General features: G+C 51.4%; 13 protein-coding genes. 9 read left to right on the top strand and 4 right to left on the bottom strand.

Translation table 11 applies throughout. The features are described from left to right. Positions 1-258: 258 nt before the first annotated feature. The 8 genes from NST04_RS32120 (at position 259) to NST04_RS32155 (ending at position 11,969) form a co-directional block, all read left to right on the top strand. Positions 259-3,402 carry an S-layer homology domain-containing protein gene (locus NST04_RS32120; protein ID WP_341187840.1) on the top strand — a complete coding sequence of 1,048 codons (3,144 nt, stop codon included), beginning with the start codon at positions 259-261 and terminating at the stop codon, positions 3,400-3,402. A 415-nt stretch (positions 3,403-3,817) separates the two neighbouring features. After that, the gene (locus NST04_RS32125; protein ID WP_341182832.1) at positions 3,818-4,948 is read left to right on the top strand and encodes an IS4 family transposase; all 1,131 of its coding nucleotides are present in this window, start codon (positions 3,818-3,820) and stop codon (positions 4,946-4,948) included. A gap of 291 nt (positions 4,949-5,239) precedes the next feature. Continuing rightward, the gene (locus NST04_RS32130) at positions 5,240-5,989 is read left to right on the top strand and encodes a response regulator transcription factor (protein WP_341187841.1); all 750 of its coding nucleotides are present in this window, start codon (positions 5,240-5,242) and stop codon (positions 5,987-5,989) included. Then, positions 5,986-6,921 carry a sensor histidine kinase gene (locus tag NST04_RS32135; RefSeq protein ID WP_341187842.1) on the top strand — a complete coding sequence of 312 codons (936 nt, stop codon included), beginning with the start codon at positions 5,986-5,988 and terminating at the stop codon, positions 6,919-6,921. The genes NST04_RS32130 and NST04_RS32135 overlap by 4 nt, the downstream gene beginning before the upstream one ends. Positions 6,922-7,025: 104 nt before the next feature. Next, positions 7,026-7,943: an ABC transporter ATP-binding protein gene (locus NST04_RS32140; protein WP_341187843.1), complete on the top strand. Its 918-nt coding sequence runs from the start codon at positions 7,026-7,028 to the stop codon at positions 7,941-7,943. Further along, positions 7,936-8,628, top strand: a complete 693-nt coding sequence (locus tag NST04_RS32145) for an ABC transporter permease (RefSeq protein WP_341187844.1) — start codon at positions 7,936-7,938, stop codon at positions 8,626-8,628. Before NST04_RS32140 ends, NST04_RS32145 begins: the two co-directional genes overlap by 8 nt. A 243-nt stretch (positions 8,629-8,871) precedes the next feature. Then, positions 8,872-10,686 (top strand): PAS domain-containing sensor histidine kinase, encoded by a 1,815-nt coding sequence (locus NST04_RS32150; RefSeq protein ID WP_341187845.1) that lies wholly within the window; start codon positions 8,872-8,874, stop codon positions 10,684-10,686. A 482-nt stretch (positions 10,687-11,168) separates the two neighbouring features. Then, the gene (locus NST04_RS32155) at positions 11,169-11,969 is read left to right on the top strand and encodes a class I SAM-dependent methyltransferase (RefSeq protein WP_341187846.1); all 801 of its coding nucleotides are present in this window, start codon (positions 11,169-11,171) and stop codon (positions 11,967-11,969) included. Positions 11,970-12,103: 134 nt separating this feature from the next. Here the strand turns inward: NST04_RS32155 and NST04_RS32160 are convergent, their stop codons facing one another. From NST04_RS32160 to NST04_RS32170, 3 genes are all read right to left on the bottom strand, one after another. Continuing rightward, positions 12,104-12,949: a DegV family protein gene (locus NST04_RS32160; protein WP_341187847.1), complete on the bottom strand. Its 846-nt coding sequence runs from the start codon at positions 12,947-12,949 to the stop codon at positions 12,104-12,106. A 203-nt stretch (positions 12,950-13,152) separates the two neighbouring features. Further along, on the bottom strand, positions 13,153-14,013 hold the full coding sequence (locus NST04_RS32165; RefSeq protein WP_341187848.1) for an AraC family transcriptional regulator: 861 nt from the start codon (positions 14,011-14,013) through the stop codon (positions 13,153-13,155). Between the two features lie 144 nt (positions 14,014-14,157). Then, positions 14,158-15,843, bottom strand: coding sequence for a glycoside hydrolase family 13 protein (locus tag NST04_RS32170; protein WP_341187849.1), 1,686 nt, complete (start codon positions 15,841-15,843; stop codon positions 14,158-14,160). A 63-nt stretch (positions 15,844-15,906) separates the two neighbouring features. Here NST04_RS32170 and NST04_RS32175 point away from each other — a divergent pair, with 63 nt between their 5' ends. Then, positions 15,907-16,599 (top strand): HAD family hydrolase, encoded by a 693-nt coding sequence (locus NST04_RS32175; protein ID WP_341188122.1) that lies wholly within the window; start codon positions 15,907-15,909, stop codon positions 16,597-16,599. Between the two features lie 5 nt (positions 16,600-16,604). Here the strand turns inward: NST04_RS32175 and NST04_RS32180 are convergent, their stop codons facing one another. After that, the gene (locus NST04_RS32180) at positions 16,605-18,923 is read right to left on the bottom strand and encodes a glycoside hydrolase family 65 protein (RefSeq protein WP_341187850.1); all 2,319 of its coding nucleotides are present in this window, start codon (positions 18,921-18,923) and stop codon (positions 16,605-16,607) included. Positions 18,924-19,183: the final 260 nt, after the last annotated feature.

The raw sequence follows: 19,183 nt of genomic DNA on the forward strand, positions 1-19,183 counted from the left end.
CATACCACCTTGTCTGTCAGATTGAATAAGAGTTTATATCATTCATTATAATATAAGGAACTGGACTACAGCCTGTCAGGTTCATAGAATTTATCTACTGGATGATATATCAGTCATTAGGCGGGGTTTTTCACTTTCCTGGTTAGAAAATAAAAACCGAAAATATACCAATCTTTTACCGGAATCATGCTATAATTTTAACGGATTAATAGGGCTTAAGTAATAGATTTTTATAACTACATAGTCGGGGGAATCGGTTTGTTTATCAAAAGAAGTGTAAGAAAAAAAGTTATCGCAGGGGCACTTGCTGTATGCCTTTCGATCCTGCCGGCTGTCTCAGCTTTTGCGGGCAATGCATCCGATCTTAGTGGAAACTGGGCCAAGAATCAAATCAGTAAATGGATGGATCAAGGACTGATCGCCGGCTACCCTGATGGTGAATTTAAGCCGAATAACCTGGTGACTCGGGCGGAATTAACGGTTTTGATAAATAGGGCTTTTGGATTCACTGAAACGAAAAAAGCTAATTTTAGCGATATCTCCAGCAGTAAATGGTATTATTCAAGTATTTTGCAGGCTAATGCAGCAGGTTACATTCAAGGCTACGAGGACGGGACCTTTAAGCCTGATCAGAAGATCAACCGTCAGGAACTGGCTGTTATCATCAGCAAGTTGCTCAAGCTGACAGCGTCGGCTGCGGCTCCTGAGTTCGGTGATATGGCTAAGAGTGCAGATTGGAGCAAAGGTGCTATCGGGGCTGTAAGCGAGCAAGGTATCATGACGGGTTCCGGTGATGGGAATTTTCGGCCCCTCGCTTATGCAACCCGGGCAGAGACAGTAGTCATTTTGGATAGGGCTTTATCCTTACTAAATGCATCCGGTGAGTATGTAATCATCTATGAAACGCCAGGTACCTATGGTCCGCTGTCAGGAATTTCAGAAGTTGACAGTGATGTAGTGATCAACGTGCCAGGTATCACACTCCGTAATATGAATATCACTGGAGATCTGCTGCTGGGTGAAGGCATAGCTGAAGGTGATGTGCGGCTCCAGAATGTAACAGTAAGGGGCAATACCGCAATTGAAGGCGGAGGGCCTAACAGTATTCATCTTGCGGATTCCACACTGGGTTCTGTACGTGTTGACAAGGAAGAGGGCAGTGTAAGAGTAGTTGCTGAAGGAAAGACCCAAATCCATAACCTTCAGATTCAGTCCGCTGCTGACGTTGAATCCCTCACTGGTGCTGAGATTAGTACACTTACGTTATCACCTGAAATACCAGCCGATGCCCGCATTCTGTTGACCGGCAGCTTCAAGGCTGTAAATATTCTTGCATCACGCCTTAACATTGAAATCAGCGGGGGCACTGTCGAGACAATTAATGTTGATAAAACAGCGGGCAGTAATAAATTGGCTAATAGCAGCAATATCAAATCCATGACAATGAACGCCGGTATACAAATATCAGGCAAAGGCAATATCGCTAATGCGGTAGTCAACGCTTCGGGCATTACAATAGAGAATGCTCCAGGTAAACTTACGATCGGCACTGATGTTCCGGCAGATGTGAAAGTGAATATAGCTGGTTCTGATAAAATGGTAGCTGCGTCTTCTGCAGTACCAACAGCGGCTGTGTTAGTTGGCGGCGGAGGGGGAGGAACTGGCGGAGGCGGCAGTACGGCTGAAACACCGGCGCCAACAGCAACACCAACGCCAGTACCAACGGAGGAACCGACACCAGTACCAACCCCAGTACCAACGGAGGAACCGACACCAGTACCAACCCCAGTACCAACGGAGGAACCGACACCAGTACCGACGGAGGAACCAACACCAGTACCAACGCCAGTACCGACGGAGGAACCAACAGCGGCACCAACGGCAACACCAACAGCGAAGCCAACGGCGGTAACTTCACCGTCACCATCGCCGTTAGCGACACCAACAGCGGTAACTTCACCGTCACCATCGCCGTTAGCGACACCAACAGCGGTGACTTCACCGTCACCGTCGCCATCTTCATCATTCCCGGGGCCAATACCCACACCATGGTCAACGGTGGCCCCCACACCGCCCATTGTAAATCATGGTGTTGTAAAAGGTTTCATTGAGCGAGCAGACGGGAACGCTGCTGATACAGGCATCTTGTACTTAGTACGGGATAACGATCAAATGATTTACACCACTGCTTTAACAAAAGGGGAATTCTCTATAGATTTGCCGGATGGGACGTACAGAATTTACTCCATGCGTTCCACAACTACACAAGAGAATATTTCACTCTACTATATGTTTTACGTTATGAATGGCAAGGCAGACAGGGAAGTGCATATTCTCATTCTTGAGCAGCAGGCAGGTACGATTCAGTATTCGGACGGGACAGCATTTGAGAATGGAGAAATTTTTGTACAGCGCCTCGACAGCGGGCCGATTGGCTGGTATAGTGCCGAAATCCAAGCAGGCAGGTTCAACTTTAATTTGCCGGACGGTCATTATAACGTAGAAATGTTAATCTATGGCGAAACTAACAATCAATTAAGAATTAATTATTTATTTGAGGTCATTAACGGGAAGAGCAATCTGGATATAAAATTGCCTCCAAAAATTGAAGGAAACATTAGCTTCGTGGATGGCTCCCCGATTGGCGACGGATGGCTGGAAATTAGAGAAATGAATGCTCAGAATTTCGGGATTTATACGGTCCCTGTGGTTGCAGGTAAGTTTGATCTTTATTTACCGGATGGAGATTATAACATACTGATGTTTAACACTGAGAATTCAAACAGTATACCCTTGCGTACACAGATAAAGATTGTTAATGGTGAACCTGCCGCCGGACCCATTAATATCAAGGTACCTTTAGCAATATCAGGCAAGATATATAATGAGGACGGAACTCCATATGCTGAAGGAGTATTAATGATCCAAGAGGTTGGTACTGCTTCACCGCTTCTATATTCGGCCCCTATTAAGAAGGGTATGTTTGATTTCTATCTGCCGGACGGCTCATACCGGGTACATCTTTTAGCGGAAAAAACGTCCTCCAGCTACAATACTAAATTTCCGTATTACAGGTTCTCGGTGCTGGATGGACAATCTGATCCGCGTGAGCTTGTAATCCATTTGCCAGCGAATAATGTGACCGGTACTTTGAAATATGATGATGGGACCGCGCTGCCGGATGGTTATATAGAGCTTGGCAGTGGTCTTGGCGGTAAGGATTATGTCAAAACAGCTGAGCTGAAAAAAGGGGAGTTCGGTGCTGATTTTCCGGATGGGGAATACGATGTATTCATCTATTGGGATGCTGAGCATCAGAAGAGAATCGATATAAATCGTAAATTTAAAGTTAAAGAGGGCCTGCTTGTTGATTCCTTGGACATTATTTTGGCTATGGAGTAATAACCGAATATAGCAGATTTCAAAAAGGACAGAGCAGCGATTCTCCATTTACAGGAGATCCGCTGCTTTGTTGCATACTTATTGGCGTATCAGCGGGTAATATGCAATCAACCCAGAGTTAAGCTGCTGAGCAGTGATGCGTATTTAAATAATGTTGCAGATATTACAACTTGGTTCTGTAAATAGCTTTTGTTCGGAGGGGTTTGTTGCACGAAATGCAAGAATTTTTCTATTAATCCCTCTCTAGATGGAGAAATGCTGCAATTCCTACAACAATTCTAATTTATGGACGCTTTTATGAGCAGAATGTTGTATTATGGGTAAGCGTGTTGATTTCCCATAAAAAGGGACAAAAAAGGCCGCCATTTCGGGTAATGGTAAGTACGACCAAACCAAACCGAAATGAGGCGACCTCATGAATAAATATACCCCATTCTTGGCCGTGTTCAAACAAGTATTAACTTCGGAAGAAGTCCAAAAGGTAAGCGGGCAAACCAAGGACTACGAGGATACGGGAACCAAAATGACCGTCGGTGTGTTGTTCGACTACTTTGTCCAAGCCTGCTACCACCAATGGGATGGCTTTCGTCAAAGTGCTCGGGTGGGCTCGAACTACGGTTTGCCCAAGGTTCATTACTCCACCCTTTCGGGCAAAGCCGGTGAAGTGCCTTACGATATCTTCAAGCGTTTGTTTCAAATGCTCGTCCAGAAATGTAACCGGCAAACCCGGCGGCACCTGAATCTGCCTAAAGATCTGCTGCTGATTGACTCTACGACGGTTACGGCAGCCAACTCCCGCATGTCTTGGGCTCCGTATAAAAAATTTAGAGGTGGCATTAAACTGCACGTTGCTTTTTCGCAGGGACAGCATTCACCCGTGAAGGTGGTCGAATCGATTGCCCGGCGTAATGACGCTCCATTTGGAGAAGTCTTGGCCGATAAGGACTACCTTTTAGTTCAGGATCGGGCGTATGGCAAAATCGGTCGATTGGATCAATATGTGCAGCAAGGTCAGTCCTTTGTGATTCGTCTGAAAGACAACCTCCATTTGGTGATGCCGCGAAAGCTTCGGCGACCGGCGGAGGGAGACACCCAAATCGTACGCGATATCACCTGTTATATTGGTCAAGGGAAACACCAATCCGCCCAGCGCCACCGCGTCGTTGAATTTGAAAATGACCGGGGTGAAGTCGTACGTGTCGTGACCGATTTGAGAAAAGAGTCCGCTCAGGTGATTGCTGAAATTTACAAAGCACGATGGGAGATTGAAGTCTTTTTCCGCTGGGTGAAACAGCATTTGAATGTCCCATGTCTATTTGGAACCACCGAAAATGCAGTATATAGCCAATTGTTTGTGGCCCTTACCGCGTATGTGCTTCTGAAATACATTTTTGATGAAATTCATCCGAAGGTACCGGTCTTTGCTAGGCTGACTCTTTGGGAATTTATGCAGTACTGGCGTATATTTAATCTTCCGCTGGAGTGGCAGATTCAGTTGAGTCTGCTCAGGCGTAAAGATCATATAGGTGTTTTTGAAATCCCATAATATAGGTAATCAACACGCCTGCATTATGGGCATGATTTTAAAAAAGAAGCGGCGTACCCTCTACCACATACTGTAAGCTAATGGAGAGCTTGTTGCGGCAACGGCAGTTGGAAGTTGGAAGTTCTTTACTAACTTAGTTCCAGGTATAGAGATAGCTCCTTTTAGTAGAATCGCGTCCGCAGCATTGGTATACTTTAACAAAAGCTCCATCCGATCATGAATTCAATGGTTAGTTTCTTATAGCTGCCTGTTACTACAGGCGATATCAAATAGAAGTACAGGAGGTTCATTATGCAACAGAGAGTGCTGCTGATCGAGGATGATGAAGCGATCAGCGAAATGGTCCATTCTTATCTGACCAAAGAGGGCTATGAGGTGGAGATCGCATATGACGGGGACGTGGCGGTGAGCAAGTTCATGGGCGGCCATGCTTACGATCTGGTGCTGCTGGATCTGATGCTGCCGAAGCGCAGCGGCACGGATGTGCTGCAGATTATCCGCAGCGGCAGCTTTGTGCCGGTGTTGATAATGTCGGCGAAGGACAGCGATGTTGACAAGGCGCTGGGGCTGGGCTTCGGCGCGGATGATTATATTACGAAGCCGTTCTCAATGATTGAGCTGGCGGCCCGGGTGAAGGCGGCGATCCGCCGGGCGGGGTATGCTGCGGCGGGCAGCCAGGCTACTGCCGGGAGTGGGGGGCAGGATGGCGGAGATACACAGCCGGAGAAAGCGAAGGGTATCGAACTGCGCGGACTGAGCGTGGATCTGGATAATTTCTCCGTGCGGAAGAACGGGCAAGAGCTGAAGCTGACCGCCAAGGAGTTCCACATCCTGAAGCTGTTCGTAAGCAGTCCGGGCCGGGTATTCACCAAGGCGCAGATCTACAGCCAAGTCTGGGAAGAGGATTATTATGGCGATGAGAACGTAATTAATGTACATATGCGCAGATTGCGCGAGAAAATCGAGGATGATCCCTCTCATCCAGAGTATATCAAGACGCTGTGGGGGATCGGCTACAAGCTGGGGGATGTGCTGCTGTGATCATTCTGTTGCTGGTTATGCTTGTACTGTTGCTTGTGGTCATTACACTGCAGGTCCTGAATTCACGGCAGCATGCCCGCCAGTTGGACTACATTCATCATAAGCTGGAGAGCATCATAGAAGGCGGATCGCATGAGCGGCTGCTCTTGATGAGCAGCAGTCCGCAGGTTCAGCAGCTGCTGACCGATCTGAACCGTCTGCTGGATGTTAACCATCAGGGAGCGGCGCAGCGAAGCAAGCTGGAGCAATCCATGCGCGGAATGCTGGCGAATGTGTCGCATGATCTGAAGACGCCGCTGACGGTAGTGCTGGGCTATATTGAGACCCTGCTGCATGATGAGGCGATATCCAAGGAAGAGCAGGAACGTATGCTGCGGACGATTCATACCAAGGCCGGGGAGGTCATTGCGCTGATGAACCGGTTCTTCGATCTGGCCAAGCTGGAGTCGGGGGACCGGGATATCCCGCTCTCGCGGGTGGAGCTGGGCGAGGTCTGCCGCCGGAATATTCTGGCCTTCTATGATCTGCTTAGCGAGAGCGGCACGGATGTGCAGATCGAGATCCCGGAAGAGCCGCTACATATCATGGGCAATGATGAGGCACTGGACCGGATTCTGACGAACCTGCTCTCCAATGCGATTACCTACGGTAATGCAGGGGGAGTGCTGGGGCTGAAGCTGTACCCGGACGCCGGACGGGTCTGCATAGAAGTGTGGGACCGGGGCAAGGGTATCGCCGAAGGCCACGAGGATAAGGTGTTCGAGCGGCTGTACACCCTGGAAGATTCGCGCAACCGCGACTATCAGGGCAGCGGCCTGGGGCTGACAATTACGAAGCGGCTGACCGAGCAGATGAACGGCACTATTTCCCTGAGCAGCCAGCCGAATGTGCGTACGGCATTTACGCTCTCTTTTCCCAGACAGTCCTTCTGAAGCTTCTTAAGAATTAAGTAAGATTTCAGTAAGAAAAAAGCAAATTCCGCCCTGTAGAATAAATACCAGGAAGAACAAGAAGAGGCTAAAGGGGATAACGGAAAATGACAACGATACTCCGGACATGGGAATTGACCAAGGTCTATGAGGATAAGGAAATTGTGAGCAGTGTGAATATGGAGATTAAGCAGGGTGAAATTTACGGATTCCTGGGACCGAACGGCGCCGGCAAAACAACGGTGATGAAAATGATCACGAATCTGGTGAAGCCGACGACGGGCGAGATTGAATTTGCCGGGGAAAAGATGACCCACCGCTCTTACGACATGCTGAAGCGCATGGGCAGCATTATTGAATACCCGGTGTTTTACGACAAGCTGAGTGCCCGCGAGAATCTGGCGCTGCATGGGGAGTATATGGGCTTTTATGATGCCAACGCGATAGAGGAAGCACTCGAATTGGTGAAGCTAAGAGCAGTGGACAGCAAGCCGGTGAAGAATTTCTCCCTGGGGATGAAGCAGCGGCTGGGCATTGCCAGAGCGGTCATGACCAAGCCGGAGCTGCTGATCCTCGATGAACCGATCAACGGGCTGGACCCGCTTGGAATCAAGGAGCTGCGCGAGGTATTCCGTATGCTGAGCCGTGATTATGGCATGACCCTGCTGATCTCCAGCCACATTCTGGGTGAAATCGAGCAGATTGCCGACACGATCGGCGTAATTCGTGAAGGGGTGCTGGTGGAGCAGGTGGCAATGGATACCATCCGGAGTCAGCAAACCCAGTATATCGAGCTGGTGACTAGCGAGTGCACGAAGGCTGTCTTCATTCTGGAGGGGAAGCTGGGCCTCCGTAATTACAAGGTGCTTGACCCGCGGACCATTCGTGTCTATGAGGATATCCCGCAGCTGGAGCTGAGCCGGGCCCTGTCCGCAGCAGAGGTGGAGCTGGAGAGTATGAGCAAGAAGCATCATTCGCTGGAGGATCATTTCATGGAACTGATGGGGGGTGTCAAGCATGCTTAAGTTAATCCGGCTGGAGCTGCGTAAGAGTAAATTCACTTTTCTCAAAGGTGTGCTGATTGCGGATCTGGCCATTCTGGGCTTCATGATTCTCATTGCTTTTACGGGCATGGATGAAGGAGAATTCGGGACGTATGGCGATTTGTTTCAAGGGGTATCCGTTTTTGTAAAAGCAATCTATATCATCTTCGCCTCTGTACTGATCAGCAAGCTGGTCATCGACGAATATAAGAATAATACAATCACAGTGCTGTTCATGTATCCGGTACCGCGTAAAATGCTCATGGCGGCCAAACTGATTATTGTCTTTCTGTTTACCTTCTTTACTATTTGGCTGTCTAATATAGTGATCAGCGGTATTCTTGCAGGTATTGGATATTTCCTGCCTGACCTCATTGAGGGAACGCTGACGATGGATCTGGTCATGACCTACTCTATGCAAGCGGGAATGGATGCGCTCTACGCGGCCGGTATCGGACTGATCCCGTTATACTTCGGGATGCGTCGCAAATCGGTGCCAGCTACGATTGTCTCCGCCGTCCTGATCGTGATGCTGATCTCCTCCGGCTTCGGGAACGGAAGCTTCCGCATGGGTGACCTGCTCGGGATCTCGGTTAGCCTTGCCCTGGCCGGGGTGGCGGTTGCCTACTTCTCGATCCGCAATATCGAGCATCAGGATGTAAGCTGACGCCGCTGGAATCGAAGTCGGTTCCACTCTTAGAAATGCAGTTAACAGTGCGGTCCTTCTACAGGACTTGCACTGTTTTTGTCGTTGTGCAGGCAGCCCCAGTGCTATGTTTTTCTGGCGACCGCTTACGTTTTTTTTGCTATAATAGGAACTAATTCAGAGAGTTCTACATAATCAGAGCGTTTTTGCAGTCTTCGGACGCTAACGATAGCATAGTTGAAGCAACAGCGGAGGAGGTGGGCTATGCTTAAAGACTGGGCTTCTATTCTGGACAACGCGCTGTCAGGCGAAAGTACGTATAGAGCGTTGTTCGATCATCATCCGGACTTCATCATTGTGCTGGACAGGCAGGGGCGGTACAGGGACAGCAACCGGATGTTAAGTGCCGAGGAGGCAGGCATACTGAACGAATGCCGGATGCATCCGCCCGGTGAGGTATATTTCGCATCTGCCCTGGCCGGGATTACATCAAGCTTCGGGCTGGAATTGGAAGCTGCGGAAGGACACGAAGGGACGGGCAGAGGGGCCGGCGGTGCGCGGAATGCCGACGGTACCGGAGGTACGGAAAGTGTAGTAAGTGCTGGTGCTGGGGGTGCGGGAAGTGCTAGTGCTGGAAATGCGGGAAGTGCTGGTGCTGGAAGTACTGGTATGGGAGGTGCCGGGCATGCAGTTGTTACGGTACGCTATGTGCCGCTTCACACAGACGAAGGCATTGCCGGTGTATTCGCTATCCTCCATGATCCCGCGAACCGGCCCCTTTCCAGTCTGCTGCATAGCTGGGTGAGCATGAGCAGCAGCCTTGCGGCAGGCGCTGACCGGACTGTGCAGGGAGGAGACGGGGATTCTGCGTATGCGGATGAAATGGCTGCCACGAAGGATGACGATGAGCTGCCGCAGGCTGAATTCATCTTCGAGATGGCTGAGGACAAACGGCTTAGCCTAATTCTGAACTCTGTCTCTGCCGGAATCTTCGGCCTGGACAACCTCGGCAGGACCATCTTCATTAACCGTGAAGGGGCACAGATGCTGGGCTACGAGCCGTCAGAGCTGACCGGGCTGCCCATGATGGAGATGATCCATTCTCTGCATGGAGGTGCGCCCCGCCATTCCCTGCTGGAGTGCCCCATTGTGCTTACCCTGCAAGACGGAGTTACCCGCAGCCTGGCGGATGAAGTCTTCTGGCGCAAGGATGGAACCAGCTTCTTCGTGAATTACCGGATCGCTCCGCTGCTGGACCGGGGGATGATCTGCGGTGTGGTTATTTCCTTCAGCGATATTACGAACGAACGGGAGGTTCTTCGCGCCAAGGAATCAGCAGAGCGGGCTGCACAGGCCAAGTCGGATTTCCTGGCGATGATGAGTCATGAGATCCGCACGCCGATGAACGGAATGATCGGCATGGCCGACCTGCTGCTGGAAACCGAGCTTGAGGAGGAACAGCGCAGCTATGCCGAGATTCTGCGCAGCAGCAGCTACAGTCTGCTGCAGATCCTCAATGACATCCTCGATTTCAGCAAAATGGAGGCCGGCAAGATGCCGCTGCAATCCGAACGCTTCGATCTGCGGGAGATGATGGAGGGCATCATTGATCTGTTCACTCCGAAGGCGGAGGAGAAGAAGCTCTCCCTGCGCTGGTGGGCAGATACCAGTGTGCCGGACATCGTCACGACCGATCCGAGCCGGCTGCGCCAGATTATCGTCAATCTGGTCGGCAACGCGCTGAAGTTCACTGATCGCGGCAGTGTTACCTTGTCAGTCAAGAACATCCCGCTGCCTGCCTCAACGGAATATCTGCTGGAGTTCTCGGTCCGCGATACCGGCGTAGGGATTGCCGACAGCAAGCTGAATCTGCTCTTCCAGTCCTTCTCCCAGCTGCATCCGTCCATTAACCGCAAATACGGCGGGACCGGACTGGGACTTGCCATCTGCAAGCAGCTCGTGGAGCTGATGGGCGGAACGATCTTCGTGGAGAGCGAGGAGGACCGGGGATCGATCTTCCGGTTCATGCTGCCTTTTATGAAGGAAGAGACGGAGCCCGAATACACTCCTGAGGCTTAGCCGGGGCCGGGGCTGACGCTCACTTGTGTTCACGTTTATCGAGTCAAGCAGCTGTATTCTCAACTATCAAGCCAGATAACCCGCTCCCCAAGATACAGTGGGAGCGGGTTATTTCTGTGTGTTATATCCACTCTAACGCATGGGCAGCGCAAACCATTGGATTTTCTCCACTTGCTTATCTTCGATAGGCTCTTAGTAGGATAGCAGTTGGAAAATCAGCACTTAATTTAGGCTAATTCAGCCTAAAAGGTAAAATCATCAATTTTAGTTGCTGTTTTTCCACTTGTTGCTCCATGATCCGCTGAATCCGGCGAAATAAGCTGCGTTTTTCCATTTGCTTGCTGGCAACGGCCATCTTCTTCTCTCAGACTTCTTGGTTCATTTGTAAGAATTTATTTGGCGCAGCCGTTCTGCTTGTTGCATTATAAGTAGATTATAGTAGAAAGTGTCATTTCCAAATTCTTCTTATAAGGGGGAGTAACATGCAAGAGCAGATGTCACGTACGAATAAGGCGGCTTGGGAGACAAAAGCGTATCAGGCTTGGACACACTATCATGGTTCGCCTGAGGAGCTTGCAGTGCAGCTGCAGCAGGACCCCGCACATACGCTGCGGTATTGGCTCAAGTACACAGGCGATCCTTCAGGCTTGAAGGTGCTAAATCTGCTCGGTTCTCACGGCAGGAAGGCGATTTGCTTCGCCTTGCTGGGGGCAGAGGTCACCGTCGTGGATATCTCGGAAGAGAACCGCTTATATGCCCTGGAAGTAGCGGAGTCGGCAGGGGTGAGGCTGAACTACCTTTGTGCAGACGTCATGAATATTCCCGAAGAAGAAGCCTTGGGAACGTTCGATGTGGTGCTGATGGAGTTTGGAATTTTGCATTATTTCGCAGATTTGAATGAGGTGTTTGCCTTGGTCCGCAGGCGGCTGAAGGCAAATGGACGGCTCCTGCTGACCGATTTCCATCCGTTCGCCAGGGCATGGCTGACCACTAAGACGCTTCAGCATCCCACCGGCAATTATTTTGACGATACGCTTAGAGAAAGTGAAATTGCATTCGCCAAGCTGCTTCCTGAAGGGGAGCGTTCCGGCTTAGGGCAAGTGGTGGTGCGGAGCTGGACGTTGGGGGATATCCTGACCTCTGTCGCTTCGCAAGGGTTATCTATCCGTGCCTTTGAAGAAATCAAGAGTGCCGAGCATTCGGGATTCCCCGAATTCTACACGCTGGTTGCCGATGCTACTGAGGTGCAGTTGAGCCCGTTATATCCCGATAGGACAACATAGTACTATGTTCTAAACAAGAAACAGCAGGTCCCCCGGGAGGCCTGCTGTTTCTTGTTGACAGAATGTAATCGAGCAAGCCATGCAATCGGGGCAGCCACTACCGGACTTGATGCCTGCTACTGGCCCCACCCGCTCTAGCGCATATACATCAGACCTACCGTAGCAGGTCCGCAGTGACTCCCGATTACACACCCGGCATGAATGACAGCAATTTCCTCGACACCGGTCTGCGCGCGCAGCGCGGTCTCCAGCATCTTGGCATCCTCTTCTGCCAGCGTATGGGCAATAATGAGCAGCTCCTTGTCCATATCGGCGGCATTCGCCAGCGCATGATGGAGCATCTGCTCTACCGCTTTTTCCTTCTTACCGCGGATGCGGGCAACGGGGACGATGGCCCCGTCCACCAGCCGGAGAACCGGACGGATCTTCAGCAGGCTGCCGATGAAGTTCTGCATGCCCGAGCAGCGTCCGCCCATGTATAAGTAGTCCAGCGTATCGACCACGAATTCCGATTCCACCCGGTTACGGGCTTCGGTAATCATCGCTGCGATGTTGGCAGCGCTCTCGCCTTTGGCTGCGGCACGGGCAGCCTTCATGACCAGCAGCGCGATTCCGCCGCATAAGGTCTCAGAATCTACGACATGCACCCGGCCCTCCGGGAATTCACCCGCTGCCAGCAGTGCATTCTGATATGTAGAGGATAGAGCAGACGACAGGCTGATGTATACGATATCATGGCCGCTGTCGATCACCGGCTGAAAAGCAGTGATGAAGTCACCAGGGGAAGGGGCGGCTGTCTTGGGCAGAGCACCTTTTGCGGCCACCCGGCGGTATACTTCCTCAGGGGTAATCTCTACCCCATCCTTGAATGTGCCGTCCTCAAAGACGACATATAACGGAACAATGCCGATATCATACGTGTCCTTCCAGCCTTGCGGCAAATCGGAAGTGCTGTCTGAAAAGATTTTTACGATAGACATGAATATCTCCTTCACCGATCTCGGATGAGAATACACTAGATTAAGAAAACTATAATCCATTTATTATACCAAGCTTGTGGTGAATCTCAAAACAAAAAAATGTAACCGGACAGACATACAACGCCCCCGCCCATGCCAAAACGGCCTCACCGTCCATGTTAGACAGCGAAGCCGTTCCCGGATACCACATCCAGCCTTGCAGCTTATTTCTTCATTACCGGAATCCATACTTCACAGACATAATCCTCTGAATTCGTATCGCCGGGCGGGTATAGCTCGATCTCAGGTCCGCCGGTATGCTCGTAGCCGGTTCCCGGGAACCATTCCTGATAGATACGCTGCCAAACCCCTTGAATCGCATGCGGCAAGGCACCTTCGGACCGGAATACGGCCCAGCTGGCAGCCGGAATGACAGTGGTCTCATAACCTTGAGCATCTGTCTGAGGAGTACCTTCGACACCGATCCAATAGGTAAGCTGTTCCTTTTTCATATCCATATTCGTGCAGATGCCAAGCCATTCGCGGGAGGCGCTAAGCTCAATCAGCTTGTCGGAAGTGCCGTCCTCATTGCATTCGTCCCAGAACTGCGGGATTCTGCGGAAATTCTCCCCGTCCCGGGTAGTTACCTCTATTGATTTGCCGATGACGGTAAAAGCTGGTTTATCCACGATTTTGTAGTCCATGTCCTGATCTCCCTTCAATGATAGGTGGAATGAGATACGGGGAAAGGCTTTGAGCTGGACGCCTGACTTACGCGCAGCCGAAGGGGTAATCCCATGGGCTTTACGGAACGCCTTGGCGAAGGACTCCGGCGAATCATATCCGTATTTCAGCGCCACATCCAGCACACGGATCTTGGATACGGCCAGCTCCTGGGCGGCCAGTGTCAATCTGCGCTTGCGGATATAGTCAGCCACAGTGAAGCCGGTCAGCATACTGAACATGCGCTGGAAGTGGAACGGTGAGACATAAGCCACCTCAGCCACTTCCTCAATGCGCAGCGTTTCAGTCATTTTTAGCTCCATATAGTCCAGTGCATTCTTCATTCGGATCAGCCATTCCAAAGCTCCCCATCTCCTTCTGAAATCATCCTATCACGCCACCGCACGTATGTTCCTGTTATTCTCTGCTCATTAGTGACAGGTTTCGTCCGGCAGTCTGTCCATCTATGATGCCATGGATGAAGGGATTTGTCAGCCTTCGTTACGCTAACCGATCCGGCAGACTCTGGCCTCGTATGGGCGAAGGGTACTGCGGTCCATGGCTGCTGGCTCCTCTGGATAATTTCCGATGATCGTTTCGTTGACGGCATTCAGCTCCTCTGTAAGCCCTATAGTCTGCGGGGCATCACTGAAGTTAAGCAGGATCAGCCACTTTTCACCTTCCAGGGTGCGGGTATAGGCATAGATATATTCATGCTCCGGCAGCAGCAGATCATAATCGCCATAGACCATAATCAGATGCTGCTTACGCAGCTTAATCAACTGCTGATAATAGTAAAAGACGGAGTCCTGATCAGCCAGCGCCTGCTCCACATTGATCTCCGTATAGCGCGGATTGACCTTCAGCCACGGGGTTCCATCGGTGAATCCGGCATTGCTGGAGGCGTCCCACTGCATCGGCGTGCGGGCATTGTCGCGGCCTTTGGTATGAATCGCCTGAAGAATGGTGTCGTGGTCTGCGCCGCCTTCGGTCACCTTTTCCCGGTACATATTGAGAATCTCGATATCCTTATAGTCATCAAGCGTGGGGAACTTTACATTAGTCATGCCAATTTCCTCGCCCTGATAGATGTAAGGCGTACCTTTGAGCGTGTGCAGCAGGGTAGCCAGCATTTTGGCCGATTGCACGCGGTATTTGCCGTCGTCTCCGAACCGGGAGACCATCCGCGGCTGATCGTGGTTGTTGAGATAGAGGCTGTTCCAGCCCTTGTCTGCAAGCCCCACCTGCCATTTATGCAAAATATCCCGCAGCCCCTTCAGCGTCCACGGCACCACATTCCACTTCCCGCCCGGGCCGGAGTCCACGTCCATATGCTCAAACTGGAAAACCATCTGCAGCTCATGGCGGTCTTCGTCTGTGTAGAGAATGGCGTCCTCGACAGTGGCTCCCGGGGTCTCGCCAACGGTCATTACTTCATATTTGGATAGGACTTCACGGTTCATCTCCTGCAGATACTCATGGACCCGTGGACCATTCATGTAGTATTCGCCGCCGCCTGCCAGCTCCCCGGGTGTGAGATCCTCATGCTCGACCGAAGGCAAACCCTCCACCTTGGAGATCAGGTTAATGACATCCATCCGCAGCCCGTCGACACCCTTGTCGAGCCAGAAGGCAATCATTTTGTAAAGCGCCTCACGCAGCCGCGGATTCTCCCAGTTCAGATCCGGCTGCTTGCGCGAGAAAAGGTGGAGATAATATTCGCCGGTAGCCTCATCCCGCTCCCAGGCGGGTCCGCTGAAGATGGAGCTCCAGTTGTTCGGCAGTGCGCCGTCCGGTCCGCCGGGACGCCAGATGTAATAATCCCGGTAGGGATTATCCTTCGAAGAGCGGGATTCCGCGAACCAGGCGTGCTCGTCCGAGGAATGGTTGATGACGAGGTCCATCATCAGCTTCATGCCGCGTTCATGCAGTCCGGCCAGCAGCTCCTCCCAGTCCCGCAGCGTGCCGAACTCATCCATAATATCCTCGTAATCGCTAATATCGTAACCATTGTCATCGTTCGGCGATTTGTAGACCGGCGACAGCCAGACGACGGTAACGCCCAGCTTTTGCAGATAATCCAGCCGGGAGACGATACCTTGCAGATCACCGATGCCGTCTCCGTTGCTGTCCTGGAAGCTGCGCGGGTAGATCTGGTAGACTACGGCTTCTTTCCAAAAGGTTCTTTTCATTGGGGAACGCTCCTTCTATGGTATATTCATTTTAATAGGCTACAAGAAAAGGAAGTGATTGAACTGACAATCCAAGCGGTTCTTTTTGATTTGGATGGAACACTGCTGGACCGTGACACCTCTCTGTTAAAGTTTGTCCAAGATCAATACCGGCGCTACCCGGAACTTCAAACCGTTGATCATGAGCTGTTTGTCCAGCGCTTCATCGAGCTTGATAATCACGGTTACCTATGGAAGGACAAAGTTTATCAACAGCTCATACAAGAGTTTTCTATTCCAAAGCTGGACTGGAGCTCACTGCTCAATGATTACGTATACAACTTCCAGCAACATTGTTCAGGTTACCCGAATTTGTTAGCTATGCTTACTGAGCTCAAGAATCATGGTCTGAAGATTGCGTTAATCTCGAATGGTTATGGCCAATTTCAATACGATAATTTCAAGGCCTTGAACATCGGGCATTTATTCGATGAGGTGCTTATCTCCGAATGGGAGGGACTGCGCAAGCCAGATCCGGCTATTTTCCATCGCGCTTTGACCCGGTTGGGTGTAGCCGCAGAGCATGCTATTTTTGTTGGCGATCATCCGGATAACGATATACGTGCGAGCCGCGAAGCAGGAATGAAGGCTGTCTGGAAACGGAATGATCCGTTTGTCACAGTGGTCGAAGCGGATGCTGTCATTGATGATTTGGCAGAATTAGTGGAGCTCTTATTGAAAAAAAGCCCCGAAGAAGCCAAATATCTTCGGGGCTGATCAAATTACACCGTGACGGAAGCGCCCCCGGCACTGACAGTGCCCAGCCCATTCACCGTATACTCTTTGCCGTGAATGGTGAGGGAGGCTGGAACCTCGGTTTCGTTGCTGACGGTAACCTGTGCATCGGTCACGGTGACCTTCAGCCGCGAGCCGCGGAACATGATTTTGAACGAATAAGAGGTCCAGTGTCCCGGGTTTGACGGGTTCAGAACCAGCCGGTCATTCAGCACGCGAAGTCCGCCGAAGCCGTGAACAACCGACATCCACGTGCCCGCCATGCTGGTGGTATGGCAGCCATCCTCCGTATCGTTATTGTAATTGTCGAGATCCAGCCGCGAGGTCCGCAGGTACATCTCGTACGCCTTCTCCTTGTAGCCCAGCTCACAGGCCAGAATCGCATGGATGCAAGGGGAGAGGGAGGACTCATGCACGGTAATCGGCTCGTAGAAGTCGAAGTTACGCTTCTTAGTCTCCAGATCATATCGGTCGCCGAGGAAGTAGAGTCCCTGAAGCACATCCGCCTGCTTGATGAAGCAAGAGCGCAGAATCCGGTCCCATGACCATTTCTGGTTCAGCGGCAGGTTCTCCGGCAGCACATCCTTGACCTGGATGATCTCCTTGTCGAGGAAGCCGTCCTGCTGGAGGAAGATGCCGCGTTCCTCGTCAGCCGGATAGTACATTTTGGCGATAATCTCATTCCACTTGGCCGTTTCGCTCTCCAGCAGCTCCAGCTTATCAACCAGCTCGGCGTAACGCGTACCCTCATTCTCCTGCAAATAGGCCAGAGCCTCCAGCGTGTATTCCATCGTCCAGGCGGCCATCCGGTTCGTGTACCAGTTGTTATTGACGTTATTCTCGTATTCATTCGGGCCGGTGACGCCCAGCATGACGTATTTGTCCTTATGCGCCACATAGTTCACACGCTCCTCCCAGAAGCGCGCAATCTCTACCAGCACCTCCAGGCCGTATTGGCCCAGATAAGCCTTGTCGCCGGTATAATTCACATAGTTATAGATGGCATAGGCAATCGCGCCGTTGCGGTGAATCTCCTCGAATGTAATCTCCCACTCGTTGTGGCACTCCTCACCGTTCATCGTGACCATCGGGTAGAGCGCGCCTTTACGGTAGCCGAGCTTGCGGGCATTCTCCTTGGCCTTCTCCAGGTGCTTGTAGCGGTAGATCAGCAGATTGCGGGCAATCGCGGAGTCGGCGGTACTGAGATAGAACGGCACACAATAGGCTTCCGTATCCCAGTAGGTGCTGCCGCCGTATTTTTCCCCGGTGAAGCCCTTCGGTCCGATGTTGAGCCGGTCGTCCTCACCCGTATAGGTCTGATTCAGCTGGAAAATATTGAACCGGATCGCCTGCTGCGCCGACACATCGCCTTCAATAATAATGTCGCTTTCCTTCCACTTGTCACCCCAAGCCGCAGCCTGTTCTGCCAAAAGCGCCACAAACCCGGTCTCCCGCGCACTTTGCAGTGCAGCCGATGCGGCATCCGTGAGCTGTCCCAGCCCGTAATTGCGGGAGGTAACATTCGCAGCATACTTATAAATAACCAGCTGATCGCCGGATTCTACCGGTACGTTCACTGTACTGCCCACATATTTATCCTGCTCCAGCACCGCTGCTTCGGCCGCAACCGGCTCCCCATTCAGCAGAATGTCGAAGACGAAGGCGGAGGTGACATGGAAATCGAGCTTTTTGGTCTTCAGGGTCAAATGCCCGCCTTCTGGTCCGGCCTTCTTCTCCACCTCGTTCCAGAATTTCTCGTCATAGTTGGCATCCTTGTTCTTGATATCGCCGTCCAGGTAGGGGGTTACGGTGATTTCGCCGGAGAAGTTCAGCGGGCTGATGGAATAGCGGATCGCCCCGATCTCATGGCGGACCATGCTGACAATCCGGATGCTCTCTACCTTAACTTCTTTGCCGTCCCGGGTGGTTGCGGTGAAGCTGCGGGAGAGAGTGCCTTCCTTCATATTGAGTACCCGGCGGAACTCGCTGACTCTGCACTCTGCCAGATCCAGCGGCGTTCCGTCCAGCTCAATATTAATTCCAATCCAGTTGGTGCTGTTCAGCACTTTGGCAAAATACTCCGGGTACCCGTTCTTCCACCAGCCAACCCGTGTCTTGTCAGGGTAATAGACGCCAGCCATGTAGCTGCCTTGCAGGCTGGGGCCGCTGTACTGCTCCTCGAAGTTGGCTCTGCCGCCCATGTATCCGTTCCCGATACTAAATACGCTTTCGGATATTTCCTGGGTCTGCGGATCAAAGGACTCTTCGATAATGGACCATTCGTTGATTGTTAAGTATTGTTTCATGATTTTGGCTCCTTTAAGGGGGATGTGAAAAGAACGGTGTGCTCCAGTCTTGCCGGTCCGTGCAGGCCGCTCCGAATGCGAAAGGATGTTACGATCGCTGCCGCTTCTTCACATTCCTTTCGCTTTCTGCGCTGATCACGCACCTATGAGATTTCACACACAGTTCTTTTACAGAGGGTAGGGTAGAAGATGCAAGTGCAGCATCCGGTCTGACTGATGATCTGAGATGATGAATTAAATTGATAAGTGCATACAGTATA

Source organism: Paenibacillus sp. FSL H7-0756 (assembly GCF_038006765.1).
Taxonomy (GTDB): Bacteria; Bacillota; Bacilli; order Paenibacillales; family Paenibacillaceae; genus Paenibacillus_AQ.

Bases quoted from the DNA above. Each gene is read 5' to 3' on its own strand.
- NST04_RS32155 (WP_341187846.1), top strand. From the start codon at position 11,169: ATGCAAGAGCAGATGTCACGTACGAATAAGGCGGCTTGGGAGACAAAA.
- NST04_RS32145 (WP_341187844.1), top strand. From the start codon at position 7,936: ATGCTTAAGTTAATCCGGCTGGAGCTGCGTAAGAGTAAATTCACTTTT.
- NST04_RS32180 (WP_341187850.1), bottom strand. From the start codon at position 18,923: ATGAAACAATACTTAACAATCAACGAATGGTCCATTATCGAAGAGTCC.
- NST04_RS32150 (WP_341187845.1), top strand. From the start codon at position 8,872: ATGCTTAAAGACTGGGCTTCTATTCTGGACAACGCGCTGTCAGGCGAA.
- NST04_RS32160 (WP_341187847.1), bottom strand. From the start codon at position 12,949: ATGTCTATCGTAAAAATCTTTTCAGACAGCACTTCCGATTTGCCGCAA.
- NST04_RS32125 (WP_341182832.1), top strand. From the start codon at position 3,818: ATGAATAAATATACCCCATTCTTGGCCGTGTTCAAACAAGTATTAACT.
- NST04_RS32170 (WP_341187849.1), bottom strand. From the start codon at position 15,843: ATGAAAAGAACCTTTTGGAAAGAAGCCGTAGTCTACCAGATCTACCCG.
- NST04_RS32140 (WP_341187843.1), top strand. From the start codon at position 7,026: ATGACAACGATACTCCGGACATGGGAATTGACCAAGGTCTATGAGGAT.
- NST04_RS32130 (WP_341187841.1), top strand. From the start codon at position 5,240: ATGCAACAGAGAGTGCTGCTGATCGAGGATGATGAAGCGATCAGCGAA.